This window comes from Cyclobacteriaceae bacterium, from assembly GCA_030584025.1.
GTDB lineage: Bacteria > Bacteroidota > Bacteroidia > Cytophagales > Cyclobacteriaceae > UBA2336.
This window is the reverse complement of sequence record CP129487.1, coordinates 2,289,978-2,305,168: the sequence shown is the minus strand read 5'-3', so window position 1 is coordinate 2,305,168 and position 15,191 is coordinate 2,289,978. Positions and strand designations below refer to the sequence as shown.

The window sequence follows — 15,191 nt, the reverse complement described above, 5'->3', positions numbered from 1 at the left end:
CTGGCGGGGGTAGGGGGTGGAAAAAATGAATGCTAACAAGAAAAATTTTTACGCATATAATAGGAATCTTCAACCGTTTGCCAACCGGCTGCGTAAGGAGATGACTAAAGCAGAAGCTTGCCTTTGGAAGTATGCCCTTCGAGCCGGCATGCGCAAGGGATATGGATTTAGAAGACAACGACCGGTACTGGAGTTCATTGCTGATTTTATGTGCTTGGAATTAAAATTGGTGATTGAGGTAGATGGCATTACACACACATCGGAGGAAACGGTGGAGAGGGATAAACGAAAGGAGGATCGGCTAAGAGAAGCCGGTTTTCATATACTCAGGTTTGACGATGATGAGATACTGAATAATATCAACTGGGTGGTTGAGGCGATTGATTTGAAGATTGAAGAGATTGAACGGAATGAGGCCTTACCTCTAAAAAAGAGGAGGCAGAGGGTGAAGACCACCCCCTTACCCCCGCCAGCGGGGGATAATCTCACCGATGAAACTTGAAGCGAAATTTCTAATACATATTTCGATGAAGACAACTAGTTATAGAAACATTAATTGTTTGAAGATTTAATCACTTTATAAAAAATAGCATGTCAATGGAACAACGCCTAACATTAATCACACTTGGAGTTGCCGATGTGAATCGGGCCACCGAATTTTATGAACAAAAGTTTGGCTGGAAGAAAGCAGCATCGAGCAATGATGACATTACCTTCTTCATGCTGAACGGAATGATGCTTTCACTTTTCAACCGTGATTCGTTGGCAGAAGATGCTGCGGTAAGTCCGGCAGGAACCGGTTTCAAAGGCTTTACATTAGCGTGGAATGCCAGAAGCGAGGCGGAAGTTGATGCTATTGTGAGTGATTTGAAAAGCAATGGCGTTACTGTGGTTAAAGAGCCGCAGCACGTTTTTTGGGGCGGGTATAGTGGTTATGTGGCGGATGTGGATGGTAATCTGTGGGAAATTGCGTTTAATCCCTTCTTGCCGATGGATGAACATGGCAATGTTGTGCCTGAGTAAGGTCTCAAATTAAACGATGCTGTTACGTTTAATTCTCATCATTTAGCCGTACCTTTGCAACGCAATTCTTCTGCGGGCGATTTGATTTTAGCCATCCTTTCATCTGCATTTGAGAAACCGGAATTCGACTATCACTAAAACACCTTTAACGTAAACTATGGCGAGATCACAGGAAACATTCAGCAAAAAAGAAGCAGAGAAAAGAAAACTTCAGAAACGCAAAGAAAAAGAACAACGCAAAGAAGAACGCAAGGCCAACGCCAAAGAAGGCAAGAGCCTGGAAGAAATGTTTGCCTATGTAGATGAAAACGGGAACCTGTCCAGCACGCCTCCCGATCCGTCAAAAAAGAAAGAAATCAAGGAAGAAAATATTTTACTGGGTGCACGAAAAGAGGAGCCTGTTAATCCTGCCGATCTGATCCGCACCGGAAAAGTAACCTTCTTCAACCAGGGAAAAGGTTTTGGTTTTATTCGCGATTTAAAAAGTCAGGAAAGTGTGTTTGTTCATGTTAATGGTTTACAAACACCAATCGCTGAAAATGATATGGTAACCTTTGAAGTGGAGCGTGGATTGAAAGGACTCAACGCGGTAAAGGTTAAGAAGAAGGCATAGCAGCTGGTGCTGTAGCAGTAAAATAAAAAAAGTCACGGTTGCCCGTGACTTTTTTGTTTTTGTAAACTGATTAAAGCTAGTTTATTACCTTTACGTTTACTGCGTTCATGCCTTTTTTACCACGTTCGGCATCGTATTCAACCTGATCGTTCTCGCGGATCTCATCAATAAGACCTGAAGAATGAACGAAGATGTCTTCACTTGAATCACTGGGTTTAATGAATCCAAAACCTTTGGTTTCATTGAAAAATTTTACTGTTCCTTGCATTGTTAAAAATTGTTAAAAAATTAATTGTTTACGTGTACGAAGCACCTAGTCTAAATAATTGCAGTACCGCTTCTGATAATTTATTCCGGAGTGGAATGAATGGGAAGGATGTTGAAACTAAAAAGGTAAACCAACAATTTCTGTTGGGTTCTAAATGTTAATACAGATCAAAGGTAGGTATTGCGCGTGCTGAAACCTATTTATTTTAGCTCATACGGGTGTTTTATTTTTATCTGCGCACAAAACATCGTTTTCAGGGTTATTACTGTGTTTATTTTTGTACTTTTATAGCTCGCTTTGCGGATATCGCTTCATTCTTTACGTTAATTTATGGAAACCGGAATTTTCTTCAGCTCAATGATTCACAACGCTTACACACCCATTTGGAATAAATACAGACCTGCACTGCTTAATTTAATGAAGGCTGCAGCCGATGGACCGCAGGAATACAAGTTCTCCAGCCATGAACTAAAAGGCATCAATCCAAAGAGCAAAACATCGTGCGCATTTGAACTCCAGGTTTACCAGGGAAAAGCAATTAACCCGATCAAAAACTCTGAAATTGCACAAGGCTTATTGAGTATGTTGCAGCAATCACGTACCGCTACGGAGTTGTTTGAAAGTGCTACCTATAGTTTTCAACTCGATAAAAATTACATGCTTCACATCGAGCGGCAAGAAGCACCAACGGAGTCTAACTAAACTGCTGTCCGCAGCGTTCAGTTTCGGGCGCTCAAAAATTCATTACAACTTTTTTACCGTTTACTACATCGGATAGGCGAGTGGTGGCATCTTGATTTTGCTTCACGGCAACAGGTTCTACCTTGCTCTTCAAACCCCTTGTAGTATGCTCAAGAATTACCTGAAAATTGCTTTTCGTGCATTGTGGCGCAGTAAGGCACACACCTTTATTAATGTAGCTGGGCTTAGCCTGGGTATCGCCTGCTGTATGCTTATTGTGTTGTTTGTAAAAGATGAATGGACATTCGATGCCTTTCATCAGAAAGCTGATCGTATCTACAGGGCTTTTGTAAAAGAAGACTATGGAAAGGATCAGCAGTTTTTCAATACCGTTACCCCATTTCCGTTAGGACCAACGTTGTTGGAAAATGTGCCTGAAGTGGAAGCACAGGTTCGCATTAATCGCATTGGCTCACAAGTAAAAGTGAACGATGACCAGTTCTCGGAACAGGTTACCATAGCAGGACAGGATTTTTTTGAGGTTTTTGATTTTGAATTGATTGAAGGTGATAAAGATGTTTTACGCCAGGCCAATCATGTGGTACTTACTGAACGTTACGTTGAAAAATATTTTGGAAAGGAAGATCCGCTAAATAAAATCATCACCATAGAATTAAACGAAACCGCGGAAGCCTTTACCGTAAAAGCAGTAGTAGAAGATATCCCAACCAACTCGAGCATTACGTTCGATCTGCTGATTTCTGATTTAAACTTTACCCGACTTTATAACGAGCGTGTGCTCACCTCCGCCTGGTTCAACGTTACACCGGAAACATACATTCTACTGAAGGAAGGAGCCGATAAAACAAATGTTGAAAATAAGTTTCCGCCAATCTTTCGAAGTGCATTGGGTGAAGAAGCGTTTAACGAGAGTAAGTATACAGTTGGCCTTCAGCCCATCACCTCCATCCACCTCGATACCAGTTTTCCCGCTGGCCTTGCTCCCGTAAGTAACCCACGCTATGCGTATATTCTTAGCGGTGTTGCCTTGCTGATTTTGTTGGTGGCGTGTATCAATTTTGTAACACTCTCTATTGGTCGTTCACTCAAGCGCGCCAAGGAAGTAGGCATTCGAAAAGTGGCTGGTGCCATGCGTAGTCAGTTGATCACCCAATTTATTGGAGAAGCGGTAATCGTAACCATCTTTTCATTGGCGTTCGGATTTCTGTTGGCTTTGTTGTTTTTGCCAACCTTCAATCAAATGGCAGCCAAGTCGCTGAGCATTGGCTTCAATGCATTTACGTTACTGGTAGCTGGAAGTCTGGTGTTAATTATTGGATTGATTGCCGGTAGTTATCCGGCTTTTGTGTTATCTAATTTTAAACCGATCACTATTTTGAAAGGCAGCGTACAGGGTGTAAGCAGCAAACAAGGGTTACGCAAAGTATTGGTTGGCGTTCAACTTGTTTTATCTGTTTTTCTTATTTCCAGTACACTCATCATGCGCAATCAGCTTGAATTTTTGCAGAACAAAAACCTGGGATACAACCGTGAACAATTGGCGGTTGTGCCGTTAAATGTTACGCGCGGTGGAGGAATGATTGAGCGGATAAAGACCGGCTTTGAAAAAGTGAATGTGTTTAAGCAGGAGTTGAGCAGAATTCCGGATATCGCGGGCATTTGTGGTTCATCGCACGATTTTGGTAATGGGGCGTGGGTCAATATCGGGTATACCGATGATAACGGATCATATCGGACATTTAATCTTAATACGGTTGAACCGGATTATTTTCCTGTGCTGAAGATGGAGTTTGTCGCTGGAAGGAGCTTTGATAAGAATAATGCTTCCGATGTACGCAGAGCTGTTGTCGTAAATGAAGCCTTTGTAAAGGAAATGGGTTGGAGCGATCCGATCGGGCAGCGTTTTCCGGGTAAAAACTTTCCCGATCATGAAGTAATCGGAGTGGTGAAGGATTTCAACTATGAATCATTATACACCCGCGTAAACCCGTTAGTGATTGTACTTGATCCAACCATTCTGGCTCAGGGTATTGAAAATATCATGGTGGATAATAGCCCGATGCCCAAACTTTTTCTAAGGCTTAAGCCTGGAAATATGATGGCTACGATTGATGAGGTAAAATCAGTATGGGATAAGTTAACGGGAGGTGAAGAGTTTGTGTTCACTTTCGTGGATGAACAACTTGCACAGCAATATGCGCGGGAGCAAAATCTGGGTAAGATCATTCGCATCGCTACGCTACTTGCTATTATTATTGGAAGTTTGGGGTTATACGGACTGGCTTCATTAGCCATGCAAGGCAGAACCAAAGAAATCGGCATTCGAAAAGTATTGGGCGCAACTGAAAAATCCTTGCTACTTTTATTAACAAAGGATTATGTATTTCTGGTATTGGCTTCTATGCTGATATCCATTCCCATTACCTGGCTAGTCATGCGCGATTGGCTTGCGGGATTTGAGTACCGGGTCGACATAGGGGTAGGGGTGTTTCTTCTTTCCGGATGTGTTGCGTTGGGTATAGCCCTGTTAACCATCAGCTACCAGGCCTTGCGCACTGCATGGACACAACCTGCCGAAACGTTGAAGTACGAGTAGCTAAGTTGACAGTTGTCAATAGCTCATTTGCCAACTGTCAATTTTTTTAACGATTTCTTTAACAAAATGTAGACTAATCACGTATATTAGATTTACAAAATATATACAAATGAGCAAGGAATACCTCGGAGAGTTTGAAGAACTGGTACTGACCATGGTGGGGATTTTAGGCGAAGAAGCTTATGGAAACGCCATTGTTCAGGAAATTAAGGAACGTTTAGGGCGCGAAGCCAACCTGAGTGCCGTGCATGTTACCCTATACCGGTTGGAGGACAAGGGACATGTAAAGTCGCGAATGGGAGGGGCCTCAAACACACGTGGGGGTCGGAGAAAGCGTATCTTCACCATTACCAATGCCGGTGTGGCCATGCTGAAAGCCATGAAAGAAGCACGCACTGATTTGTGGAAACTGGTGCCACAACTAAAAGCCGTATCGGTTTAATCATGAACAACCAACTCCATCCGCCTAAGCGAGCGCTTCGATTTTTGCAGTGGTTTTGCCCACCTGCCTTGTATGAAGGCATTGAAGGCGACCTGCTTGAAGCGTTTGAAGATGATGTAAAGGAGGTTGGTGTAAAAAAAGCACGCCAACGATTAATATGGGGTGTGCTCCGTTTCTTTCGACCCGAAATTATTTTACGAAACCGATTTTCAATTCAACTATTCAACACCATTATGTTGGGAAATTATTTTAAAGTTGCCGCGCGCAACATGGCCAAGCGTAAGCTGTATTCATTCATCAATGCCATTGGATTAAGTATTGGCATTGCCTTTTGTGTACTCATTTACCTATACATCGAAGATGAGCGAAGCTTTGATCAGTTTCACGAAAACAAAGATTACATCTATCGCTTAAACGAAGCCAGTTACGACACCTGGGCCGCACAGAGAGGTGAAAACGTAATGCGTAAAACAGCTTACCTGCCGTTACCATTAGGTACAGCAATGAAAGATGAAATTCCGGAAATAAAGTACCTGACACGTTTCAATGCTGGGGGGCAGGCCATATTCCGGTATGGAGAGAAAGTGTTTACAGAAGACATTGCCTACGTTGAGGCTGATTTTTTTAAGATGTTTACCTTTCCGGTTATAGCAGGTTCATCCGATCAGTTTTTTAAGGATAAGCACGAAGTGGTGCTTACACCGGAAATCGTTACCAAATATTTTGGCAAGGATGATCCGATTGGTAAAGGGATTACACTTGATATTCAGGGGGAAAAGGAGTTTACGGTTACAGGAGTAGTGGAAGCACCTCCATCTAATTCAAGCCTTGAGTTTAAAATACTTGTACCTCTTGAAAACAAACCGTGGTACGAGCGAAATCGAGAGCAATGGGGTAGTTACTCCTATCCAACCTTTATTCAACTACACGAGAAAGCCACTTTGGCTCAACTTCAACAAAAGTCCGATACGCTGGTTCAGCAAAAAATGGGTAAGCAACTTGAAGAATGGAGAAAAGATGCCAATATACCCGCGGAGTATCCGGTGTTTCAATTAACGTTTACCAATCTATCCGACATTCACCTGGATACCGAAGTAAGCTGGCATCGTGTGAGCGATCCGAAATACTCCTGGATTTTGGGTGGCATTGCCATGCTGATTATTCTGATCGCCTCCATCAATTACATTTCGCTTGCCCTTACTACTTCCGCCTCACGGAAAATTGAAGTGGGCATTCGCAAAGTGGTAGGGGCGCATAAGAGGCAATTGATTTCTCAATTCGGATTAGAGTCGCTGGTGCTGGCGTTTGTTTCCCTGGTATTTGGTTTAGGGTTGGCCACCTTGTTTCTTCCAGCGTTCAACGAATTTACCGGAAAGGGAATAAGTTTAGTCAATGCCAATCTCTTTCAATTGATAGGCGTTACAGTTGGTCTAACCGCAGTAGTGGGTTTGGTGGCAGGAAGCTATCCGGCTTTATTCTTATCCGGATTTTTACCGGCAACTGTTTTAAAGGGTGGATTTACCTCTAAACTGAAAGCAGGTTTCACCAGGCCATTGGTTGTTTTTCAATTTTTTCTTTCAGCATCTATGATCATCTGTTCGGTTATCATGTATCGGCAGATGGAGTTTATTGCTACCCGGGATCTTGGCTTTGACAAGGAGCAGGTATTGGTGGTGCCAACGCAAGCAGGCTGGAATGAAGAAGCAGATAAAGTAGTGGAGCAGTTCAGAATACGAGCAGAAACAGAACCAGGTATAACGCATGTAGCAGGTACAAGTTCATCTTTTAACCAGGGATGGTCTCAGTATGGCTATAAAATCAAGGATGAGAATAAAGCGGCTTTTGTTTACCGGGTTGATCCGGCCTATGCGGATTTATTAAACCTTGAATTTGTAGCCGGAAGAAATTTTGATGAACGCATAGCCTCCGATAGCACCGCGGTTGTGATCAATGAAGCCCTGGCCCGCGATATGGGCTGGGAGAATCCACTGGAAGAGCACCTGAATTGGCGAGAGGATTCTGTAGGCCTTGGCGCAAAGGTAATAGGCGTACTCAAAGACTATCATTTTCTTTCATTGGAACGAACCATAGATCCGATGTTTCTGTCCATGGATAAGAAGCACACCGGTTACCTGACTACCATGTTGGTGAAACTTTCACCGGGCGATACGCCTGAAAAACTTGATCGGGTTAAACAGGTGTGGACGGAACTGTACCCTGACAAACCTTTTGACTACACCTTTATGGATCAGGATGTTGAAAATCAATATCAAGCCTATGCGCGTTGGATGAAAATCACAGCCTTATCAACAGGCTTTGCGATTTTTATTGCGTGTCTCGGCTTGTTTGGGCTGGCCGGTATAAATGCGGTTAACCGTACAAAGGAGATCGGCATTCGTAAAGTTATGGGTGCAGAGCTTAGCAATATTTTTATGATGCTCAACAAGCAGTATGTTTGGCTGGCCATTATTGCATTTTCATTGGCTGCACCGGTTTCCTGGTATGTGATGACCAAATGGTTGGGAAGTTTTAAATACGCCATCACGATGAGTTGGGAGTTATTTGCGGTAAGTATGTTTGCCGGTCTGATATTGGCATTGTTTACCGTAAGCTATCATGCCATTAAAGCCGCACTGATCAATCCTGCAGAGACGTTGAAATACGAGTAAATAAATTGACAGTTGACAAAAGGCAATTGACAGGTCTGTTCATTGTCAATTGGGACGTTGTCAACTGTCAACTATTTTTTGCCTGTTAGCGTTTTCCTACTTTTACGTTATGAAAGCATTCGAGCAAACCGTTACGGTGCAGCAGCAGGATATTGATGACCTCAACCATGTAAACAACGTTGTGTATGTTCAATGGGTGCAGGATATTGCGTCAGCGCATTGGAATGTTTTGGCTACGCCTGATATTAAAAACAAATATTCCTGGGTGGTCCTCAAGCATGAGATCGAATACTTTTCTCCCGCTGTATTGCATGATGTATTAACGGTAAAGACCTGGGTTGAAAAATCGGAAGGTGTTCGTTCGGAACGTCACGTTGAATTTTACCAGCAAGCAAACCAAAAGCTGGTGGTGCGCGCGAAAACCACCTGGTGTTTACTGGATGCAGCTACCATGCGCCCCCGGAGAATCGAATCAGATATTCTGAATCTTTTTCACTAAGCGTTTAGCAGCGCGATCATTTTTTTGCGGTAATCTGCATCCGGCAATTTGCCAAATCCTGCCATGGCATTATCAGCCATGTGGTGTGGCTTTGAAGTGCCAGGTATTACACACGTAACGGCAGGGTGTGAGAGAATGAATTTCAAAAAGAATTGTCCCCAACTGGCGCAATCAAATTCGTTAGCCCATGCGGGTAAATTCTTTCCGCGCACCCGGTTGAAGAGTGCGCCTTCTTCAAACGGTCGGTTAATCAAAACCGATATTTTCTTTTCCTGCGCCAGGGGTAACAGGCGTTCTTCTGCCTTTCGACTGAGCAGTGAATAGTTGATCTGAAGAAAATCGATCGGTTCACGCCTCATGATCTGCTCTACCTGATCATAAGCGCTTTCAGTGTAATGCGTAATGCCGATGTAGCGAATCTTTTCTTTCGCTTTCCAATCCCGCAAGGTAGCCAGGTGTGTTCGCCAATCCACCAAGTTGTGAATCTGCATCAAGTCGAGTTGCTTACGGCCCAGCAACTGAAACGATTCATTCATTTGCTTGATGCCCTGATCTTTACCGGTGGTCCAGACTTTTGTGGCAACAAAAAGTTTATCGTTGATTTTTAATTCGGTGGAAAGATCACCAACCATTTTCTCTGAACGACCATACATGGGTGAGCTATCCACCACATTGCCGCCCTTTTTAAGTAATGTCGTTAATACTTCTTTAAGCGGATTAGTTGCTGTTGGGCTGTCACCTACGTCAAAGGTTTGCCAGGTGCCCAATCCAACTACAGGAATTTGTTCACCGGTGGATGTGTTGCGTTTGATCATGACAGAATTTTGAAGAAATGAAAAATGAGGTAGTATGGGAAGCGCAGCCAAAGCTGATAATTGTTGCAAAAGCTTTCTTCTCGTAATCTTCACGTAACGAAGATACCGCATTCTGTTATGAATTAGGAATTACTTTTGGGGCGGATAATCTCTTAATACTTTTCCAATTCCCCTACGAATGTTTTTAGGTGATAAATCAGGTGGGCTCTCCATGTATCCTTCTGCCTGACTTTGCCACACCACCTCACTGCGTTGACGGTCGACCATGTGAATAAGCAATGAACCCTTGGTTAGCGTGATGGATTCGGGTTGGAGGAATGGCGTGCGGTAGTAAGTCGGCTCATCTTCAATGCCGTGGTAGTAAATCACTTTTTCGTTTTCTATCGTGATGTGAAAATCAATTAGTAAATCCGGTGTATTGTTATTGTAATCCAACCCTTTCAACTTCATTTCAGCAATGATGGCCCCTTTAACGGTTTCCTGAACCAGGCTGTCATCCAGGTAGGCTGGTCCGGTAAATGTAAACTCACAACCTTGTAACCAGCAGAAGGTTTTATACTGCGTGAAATCGGCTTTTGGATCGTATTCAGTTTTAATGGGATCGCAACTGGCGAGCGCCATTAAGAAGATCAAAAAGAGTATCTTTTTCATGGAAGTAAGTTACCCTCAAAAAACAAAAATGGCTACGGAATTTAATCACGTAGCCATCTGATTTATGTCAGGTATGACTTACGCCAATTCGCGCAAATCAACTGGTACCACTTTCGATACACCCTTTTCCACCATGGTAATACCATAGATCACATCCGTGGAAGTCATGGTGCGCTTGTTGTGTGTTACAATCACAAACTGCGAATCCTTGCTGAAGCTTCGGATGATGTTGTTGAATTTATCGATGTTGGCATCATCCAATGGAGCATCCACTTCATCAAAAATACAGAATGGTGCAGGCTTCAACAGGTACATGGAGAAGAGCAAGGCAGTAGCGGTAAGCGTTTTCTCCCCACCCGAAAGCTGGTTGATCGTCAAAGGGCGTTTGCCCTTCGGCTTGGCAATGATGTCGATTTCTGATTCAAGTGGATTGCTTGGGTCAACCAGTTTAAGATCGCAATCATCTTCTTCATTAAACAATGAACGGAATACGCGTTTGAAGTGATCACGAATTTGATTGAATGCTTCCATGAAAGTTACGCTGGCCGCACCCTCAATTTCACTGATGGTATTCAGCAGCGATTCTTTCGCTTTTGCCAGATCTTCCTTCTGTGCGTTAATGAAGTCGTTACGCTCTTTGATTTCCGTGTACGCTTCCATCGCCATCGGGTTAATCGGCCCCATGTTGTCTAACCGTTCGCGGATGCGGGTAACTTCATTGCGTAACTTTTCCTCACTGAGTTCAGCAAGCTGCTGCATCTCTTCCGGTGTTGCCTGTTGGGTAACGGAATCCAGATCCACCTGAAACTCAACGGATAGACGTTCCTTTACTGAGTTGAGGTGTAACTTACTTTCATTTAACTGGCTTTGTAATTCCATCAACAGGTTGTCGATCGTGTTTCTGGAATGTTGAACTTCGCGCAATTCTTTTTCTACCTGATCAATGTTGCCTCTGGCTTCGTAATATTCTTTCTCGGCTTCATTTACACCACGCTCCATGTCTTCTTTCTCGGCATACATGGCAATCAGGTCAGTATCATTCGCCTGTGTGGTTTCGATGATCAGCTTTACTTCGTCTTCATTCTTCTTCAGCTCTTCAGCATTCAACTCAATACGTTGCCCGCTTTGCTGCATGGATTCCTGCTTGAAGCGAACCTCCTGTTCAATGCTCTTTACGCGGTTTTCCTGCTGATGGTAGGCAATATTCTGTTCATTAAACGCTGCCGACTTCTGACTTAATAATTCATTTTGTGTAGTCAGCTTTTCAGTGAGTTCACCCAGGCGTTCTTCCTGTTGCTGAACTTCCAGGTTTAATTGTGTTGCTTTTGGCTTGAGTTCATCAAGTTCTTTCAGCAGGGTATCAATTTTTTCTAGAATATCTTCTCTGCGCAAATCAGAATTGCTCAACATTTGAGAAAACTGCTCGCGTTTGGTGCGGAAGGAAACGTATTCTTCATTTACCTGGCGGATGCTGTCCAGCATTTCTTCAATCTGCACGCGTATTTTGTTGTTACGCAGTTTTTCCAGGTCGGTCTGGCGCTGTACCAGGCTTTCGCGCGTTTCGTTGAGTTTACCCGTAAGTTCCTTAATTTCTTTCTCCAGTTTCTCCAGGTTTTTAGCGCGACCGATTTTCTTTCCTTCAAACAACCCAACCGATCCACCAGAAAGACTGAACCTGCGCTTGGTCAGTTTACCACTCTTGGTGATGAAGGTGTTGTCATCATCTGCCGGTATGTTACGCGGGTCGCCTTCGTAAATGTAAACACGATCCAGAATGTGCGACATCAACTTGCGGTACTTCGGATCGAACTCGATGATCTGCGTAGCAGGGAAGGCATTGTCATAAATGCGGGTAGGCGTAGGCTCAAACTTCTCGAATGAATCGAGTATAAAGAAGTTTGCTTTACCTTTTGAAGCATCACTTAGTATGTTGATGGCCTCATACGCTTCCGATTCATGTTCAACAATATAATAGTTGAGGTAGCTCTCCAGGTAATTTTCAATCGGTACACGGTATTCTTCAGGGCAAGTTAAAATATCGGAAAGGAGCGGGGCGTTCTTCGCGATTTTCTTTTTGAGGAATTTGATGGCTTCAGGGAAACCTTCCAGATTCTCAACCAATGATTTGGTCAGGTTATACTCGTTTTGCCGTGCATCTAACTTTCGACTGATGGACGTCATCTCCTCCCGAATCATCTCAATGGTTTTTTCCATGGATGAAATCCGCGAAAGCGTATCTTCTTCTTCTTTTTTCAGTTCTTCCAGTGAGCCATTCCGCTTATTGATTTCTTCCTGTAACTCAACCAGTTTCTTTTCAAACTCTACCAGGCTTGCACTTTGTTTGCTGGTATCGGTGGCTGTACGGTCAAGTTCCTGCTTGAACGAAGAAACCTGTATCTCCCGGATTTCTACTGCCTTGTTGATTTGAAAACTTGCCTCCTGCTTTTCGCGTTGGGCCTGACGGAACGAATCTGCCTCGGCCTGCAATGAGGCGGTGGTTTTCTTTTGCTCTTCGTATTCTGCCTTTAATGAATCAAGCTTTTGACTTATTTCTGAAAGAATCTGAAGCGCAGCTTCTTTCTCCGTTTCTAAACTTTGAATACTGAATCGTGCGCGCTCGTTACTCTTCTTGTCTTGCTCAATTTGATCACGCAAGTTGTTAGTACGATCATTCAGATACTTCAGTCGCTCATTCTTGATTTGCTTTTCACTTTCGTACTGACGGATTTTTGCTACAAACTCATTGATGGATTTCTGTCGGGAAGAAAGCGTTTTCTCTTTTGTTAATAAATCAACCTTGGCTTGTTCAATGGAAGCTTCTTTTTCAGCGGTATCCGATGTTAGTACAATCTTTCGATCGTTTTCTTCCTGAATTTTTTGATTGATGCTGTCGAACTTCTGCTTTTGCTGGCTCACCACCACTTTTGCCAGGGTAATGCTTTTTTCTTTGTACTCGTCTTTAATGCGGTAGTAGTTCTCGGTTTGCTTGGCTTGCTTCTCCAGGCTCTTCATGTTCTTCTCAATCTCGAACAATAAGTCCTCTACACGTTCCAGATCGGCATCTGTATCTTCAAGCTTCTTGAGTGTTTCCTTTTTGCGCTTTTTGAATTTTGAGATTCCAGCTGCTTCTTCGAACAGCATCCTGCGGGAGTGATCCTTATCATTAAGCAAATCATCCACCATGCCCAACTCAATAATGGCATAACTGTTCGAAGCGATACCTGTATCCATAAACAGGTTGGTGATGTCTTTTAAGCGGCAGGTAACTCCGTTTAATAAGTACTCACTTTCACCCGAGCGGTATAACCTGCGGGTAATCGTTACCTGCGAATATTCGGTAGGTAGAATGTTTTTGGTATTGTTAATGGTAAGGGAAACCTCCGCCATTTGTAGTGGCGAGCGTCCGCTGGTTCCGTTGAAGATCACGTTCTCCATTTTTTCGGAGCGGAGTGCACTGGTTTTCTGTTCACCCAGCACCCAACGGATGGAGTCTACAACGTTGGACTTACCACAGCCATTAGGCCCTACAATACCGGTAATTCCTTCGTCAAAATTGATTACAATCTTATCGGCAAAACTTTTAAAGCCTTTGATTTCAAGCTTGGCTAATTGCATGAATAAATGTCGCTAAATAGTGGTTGTTAAAAAATGAAGGCAGCAAAGATAAACTGAAAAGTACACATGCCAAATGCACAGCAGGCAGTTATGGCGCAAAGGATTTAAACACGCTGAAAAGCGTTATTTTTCGAAAGAATTCAGTATTTTTAGATACTTTTGCTTGCTATGGACAGTCTTCAATTTTGGCTCTACGTAATTATCGGGGTGATTTACCTGATCAGTCAGGTAAGAAAGAAATCCCGTGAGGCCAAACCAGAATCACGACCTGCAGAAAAGCCGGTCGTTAAAACCGAGACTCCATCCACCCGTTGGAAGACTGAACCCACTGCTTCTCAGCCTTCAACCACACAAAAGCCCATGACTTTTGAGGAATTGCTGCGCGAGATCACGGAAGGCAAAACTGCCAAAGAGCCTACGTATGAACCCTACAAGCAACCGGAATATGTGGATTATGATGATGAGGTTGTAGATGAGGAAGAGGTATTGCAGGAAGAGGCTCAAGAGGAGGTTTTGGTAGATTATCGCAAGACGGATTCTATCTATAAGCAATTTGAAGACGCCAAGAACTACGATTATGCTGCCAATGCGCTGGAGAATACCTGGAAACTGGAAAATGTGGACATGAAGTTCGGTAAGTTCAAGGAGTTCGAGGGTGAGCGTCAGCGCAATTTATTGGATGAATATACGCGTGATTTACGCGACCCGGATGGCTTTAAAAAGGCCGTAATCCTTTCAGAAATCCTGAACAGGAGGCATTTTTAACGCCAGAAAATTGATTTTTTAACTAAAATATTACACAGCTTGGAGATGGGTTTCATTCGTGCTGTGAACTTTTTGTAGGGGAGATGAATAAACCTGATCTTTACATGAGCTGTAAAGGCATTTTTTTAGGGTTACAATAATTTTTTGGAAGCGATATATACTATCTTAATTTTTTTTATTTTCACTTGAGATGACAAAGATCAAACCCTTATTAATCAGTATTTTAATTTGTTTTTTGCTGGGATCAGGAACAGTAACAGCCCAAGTAAGTGGTTGTGATGAGATTCTTGTTGAAACAAAAGTTACTGAACCTTCAAATGGACGAAATGATGGTAAAGTTGAATTTAAGTTCAAGGATGACTCCAAGTCTTATAAGATATTCATTACCAACCTTGATCCTAAAAATTCTAAAAAGCCATTAACCAACAATACCGCAACTGGCCTCGGTTTAGGGTTTTATGATTTTTTAATAATTGATCAAAGAGGATGTTTTAAGGAAGTCACCATTTCTTTCAAAGGCAACAAAAAATGAT

At 43.0% G+C, this 15,191-nt stretch carries 14 protein-coding genes; 10 read left to right on the top strand and 4 right to left on the bottom strand.

Annotated features, from left to right (window positions below; translation table 11 throughout):
- The first annotated feature begins 25 nt into the window (after positions 1 to 25).
- From QY309_10235 to QY309_10225, 3 genes are all read left to right on the top strand, one after another.
- On the top strand, positions 26 to 502 hold the full coding sequence (locus QY309_10235; GenBank protein WKZ58247.1) for an endonuclease domain-containing protein: 477 nt from the start codon (positions 26 to 28) through the stop codon (positions 500 to 502).
- A gap of 95 nt (positions 503 to 597) precedes the next feature.
- Positions 598 to 1,023: a VOC family protein gene (locus QY309_10230; protein WKZ58246.1), complete on the top strand. Its 426-nt coding sequence runs from the start codon at positions 598 to 600 to the stop codon at positions 1,021 to 1,023.
- 157 nt (positions 1,024 to 1,180) lie between these two features.
- Complete coding sequence (locus tag QY309_10225) at positions 1,181 to 1,636, top strand: cold shock domain-containing protein (protein WKZ58245.1); 456 nt, start codon at positions 1,181 to 1,183, stop codon at positions 1,634 to 1,636.
- A gap of 76 nt (positions 1,637 to 1,712) precedes the next feature.
- Here the strand turns inward: QY309_10225 and QY309_10220 are convergent, their stop codons facing one another.
- Positions 1,713 to 1,904 (bottom strand): cold shock domain-containing protein, encoded by a 192-nt coding sequence (locus QY309_10220; GenBank protein ID WKZ58244.1) that lies wholly within the window; start codon positions 1,902 to 1,904, stop codon positions 1,713 to 1,715.
- A gap of 330 nt (positions 1,905 to 2,234) precedes the next feature.
- Between QY309_10220 and QY309_10215 the strand changes: the two genes are divergently transcribed.
- The 5 genes from QY309_10215 (at position 2,235) to QY309_10195 (ending at position 8,812) form a co-directional block, all read left to right on the top strand.
- Positions 2,235 to 2,606: a hypothetical protein gene (locus tag QY309_10215; protein ID WKZ58243.1), complete on the top strand. Its 372-nt coding sequence runs from the start codon at positions 2,235 to 2,237 to the stop codon at positions 2,604 to 2,606.
- A gap of 145 nt (positions 2,607 to 2,751) precedes the next feature.
- Positions 2,752 to 5,202 (top strand): ABC transporter permease, encoded by a 2,451-nt coding sequence (locus QY309_10210; GenBank protein ID WKZ58242.1) that lies wholly within the window; start codon positions 2,752 to 2,754, stop codon positions 5,200 to 5,202.
- 109 nt (positions 5,203 to 5,311) lie between these two features.
- The gene (locus QY309_10205; protein ID WKZ58241.1) at positions 5,312 to 5,644 is read left to right on the top strand and encodes a helix-turn-helix transcriptional regulator; all 333 of its coding nucleotides are present in this window, start codon (positions 5,312 to 5,314) and stop codon (positions 5,642 to 5,644) included.
- Between the two features lie 2 nt (positions 5,645 to 5,646).
- Complete coding sequence (locus QY309_10200) at positions 5,647 to 8,313, top strand: ABC transporter permease (protein WKZ58240.1); 2,667 nt, start codon at positions 5,647 to 5,649, stop codon at positions 8,311 to 8,313.
- A 109-nt stretch (positions 8,314 to 8,422) separates the two neighbouring features.
- Positions 8,423 to 8,812 (top strand): thioesterase family protein, encoded by a 390-nt coding sequence (locus QY309_10195; protein WKZ58239.1) that lies wholly within the window; start codon positions 8,423 to 8,425, stop codon positions 8,810 to 8,812.
- Here QY309_10195 and QY309_10190 read toward each other — a convergent pair.
- The 3 genes from QY309_10190 to smc all read right to left on the bottom strand — a co-directional run bounded on the left by QY309_10190 (position 8,809) and on the right by smc (position 13,893).
- The gene (locus tag QY309_10190) at positions 8,809 to 9,738 is read right to left on the bottom strand and encodes an aldo/keto reductase (protein WKZ58238.1); all 930 of its coding nucleotides are present in this window, start codon (positions 9,736 to 9,738) and stop codon (positions 8,809 to 8,811) included. The two genes, QY309_10195 and QY309_10190, sit on opposite strands and share 4 nt — an antisense overlap.
- 18 nt (positions 9,739 to 9,756) lie before the next feature.
- Positions 9,757 to 10,278, bottom strand: coding sequence for a DUF4136 domain-containing protein (locus tag QY309_10185; protein WKZ58237.1), 522 nt, complete (start codon positions 10,276 to 10,278; stop codon positions 9,757 to 9,759).
- Between the two features lie 78 nt (positions 10,279 to 10,356).
- Positions 10,357 to 13,893: a chromosome segregation protein SMC gene (gene smc, locus QY309_10180; protein WKZ58236.1), complete on the bottom strand. Its 3,537-nt coding sequence runs from the start codon at positions 13,891 to 13,893 to the stop codon at positions 10,357 to 10,359.
- Between the two features lie 168 nt (positions 13,894 to 14,061).
- Between smc and QY309_10175 the strand changes: the two genes are divergently transcribed.
- Positions 14,062 to 14,658 carry a hypothetical protein gene (locus tag QY309_10175; GenBank protein WKZ58235.1) on the top strand — a complete coding sequence of 199 codons (597 nt, stop codon included), beginning with the start codon at positions 14,062 to 14,064 and terminating at the stop codon, positions 14,656 to 14,658.
- A 190-nt stretch (positions 14,659 to 14,848) separates the two neighbouring features.
- Complete coding sequence (locus QY309_10170; protein ID WKZ58234.1) at positions 14,849 to 15,190, top strand: hypothetical protein; 342 nt, start codon at positions 14,849 to 14,851, stop codon at positions 15,188 to 15,190.
- The last annotated feature ends 1 nt before the right edge of the window (position 15,191 follow it).

Excerpts from the sequence above, each read along its gene's own strand:
- QY309_10185 (WKZ58237.1), bottom strand. The coding sequence starts at position 10,278 with ATGAAAAAGATACTCTTTTTGATCTTCTTAATGGCGCTCGCCAGTTGC.
- QY309_10170 (WKZ58234.1), top strand. The coding sequence starts at position 14,849 with ATGACAAAGATCAAACCCTTATTAATCAGTATTTTAATTTGTTTTTTG.
- QY309_10230 (WKZ58246.1), top strand. The coding sequence starts at position 598 with ATGGAACAACGCCTAACATTAATCACACTTGGAGTTGCCGATGTGAAT.
- QY309_10175 (WKZ58235.1), top strand. The coding sequence starts at position 14,062 with ATGGACAGTCTTCAATTTTGGCTCTACGTAATTATCGGGGTGATTTAC.
- QY309_10190 (WKZ58238.1), bottom strand. The coding sequence starts at position 9,738 with ATGCGGTATCTTCGTTACGTGAAGATTACGAGAAGAAAGCTTTTGCAA.
- QY309_10215 (WKZ58243.1), top strand. The coding sequence starts at position 2,235 with ATGGAAACCGGAATTTTCTTCAGCTCAATGATTCACAACGCTTACACA.
- QY309_10205 (WKZ58241.1), top strand. The coding sequence starts at position 5,312 with ATGAGCAAGGAATACCTCGGAGAGTTTGAAGAACTGGTACTGACCATG.
- QY309_10225 (WKZ58245.1), top strand. The coding sequence starts at position 1,181 with ATGGCGAGATCACAGGAAACATTCAGCAAAAAAGAAGCAGAGAAAAGA.
- smc (WKZ58236.1), bottom strand. The coding sequence starts at position 13,893 with ATGCAATTAGCCAAGCTTGAAATCAAAGGCTTTAAAAGTTTTGCCGAT.
- QY309_10210 (WKZ58242.1), top strand. The coding sequence starts at position 2,752 with ATGCTCAAGAATTACCTGAAAATTGCTTTTCGTGCATTGTGGCGCAGT.
- QY309_10200 (WKZ58240.1), top strand. The coding sequence starts at position 5,647 with ATGAACAACCAACTCCATCCGCCTAAGCGAGCGCTTCGATTTTTGCAG.
- QY309_10235 (WKZ58247.1), top strand. The coding sequence starts at position 26 with ATGAATGCTAACAAGAAAAATTTTTACGCATATAATAGGAATCTTCAA.
- QY309_10220 (WKZ58244.1), bottom strand. The coding sequence starts at position 1,904 with ATGCAAGGAACAGTAAAATTTTTCAATGAAACCAAAGGTTTTGGATTC.
- QY309_10195 (WKZ58239.1), top strand. The coding sequence starts at position 8,423 with ATGAAAGCATTCGAGCAAACCGTTACGGTGCAGCAGCAGGATATTGAT.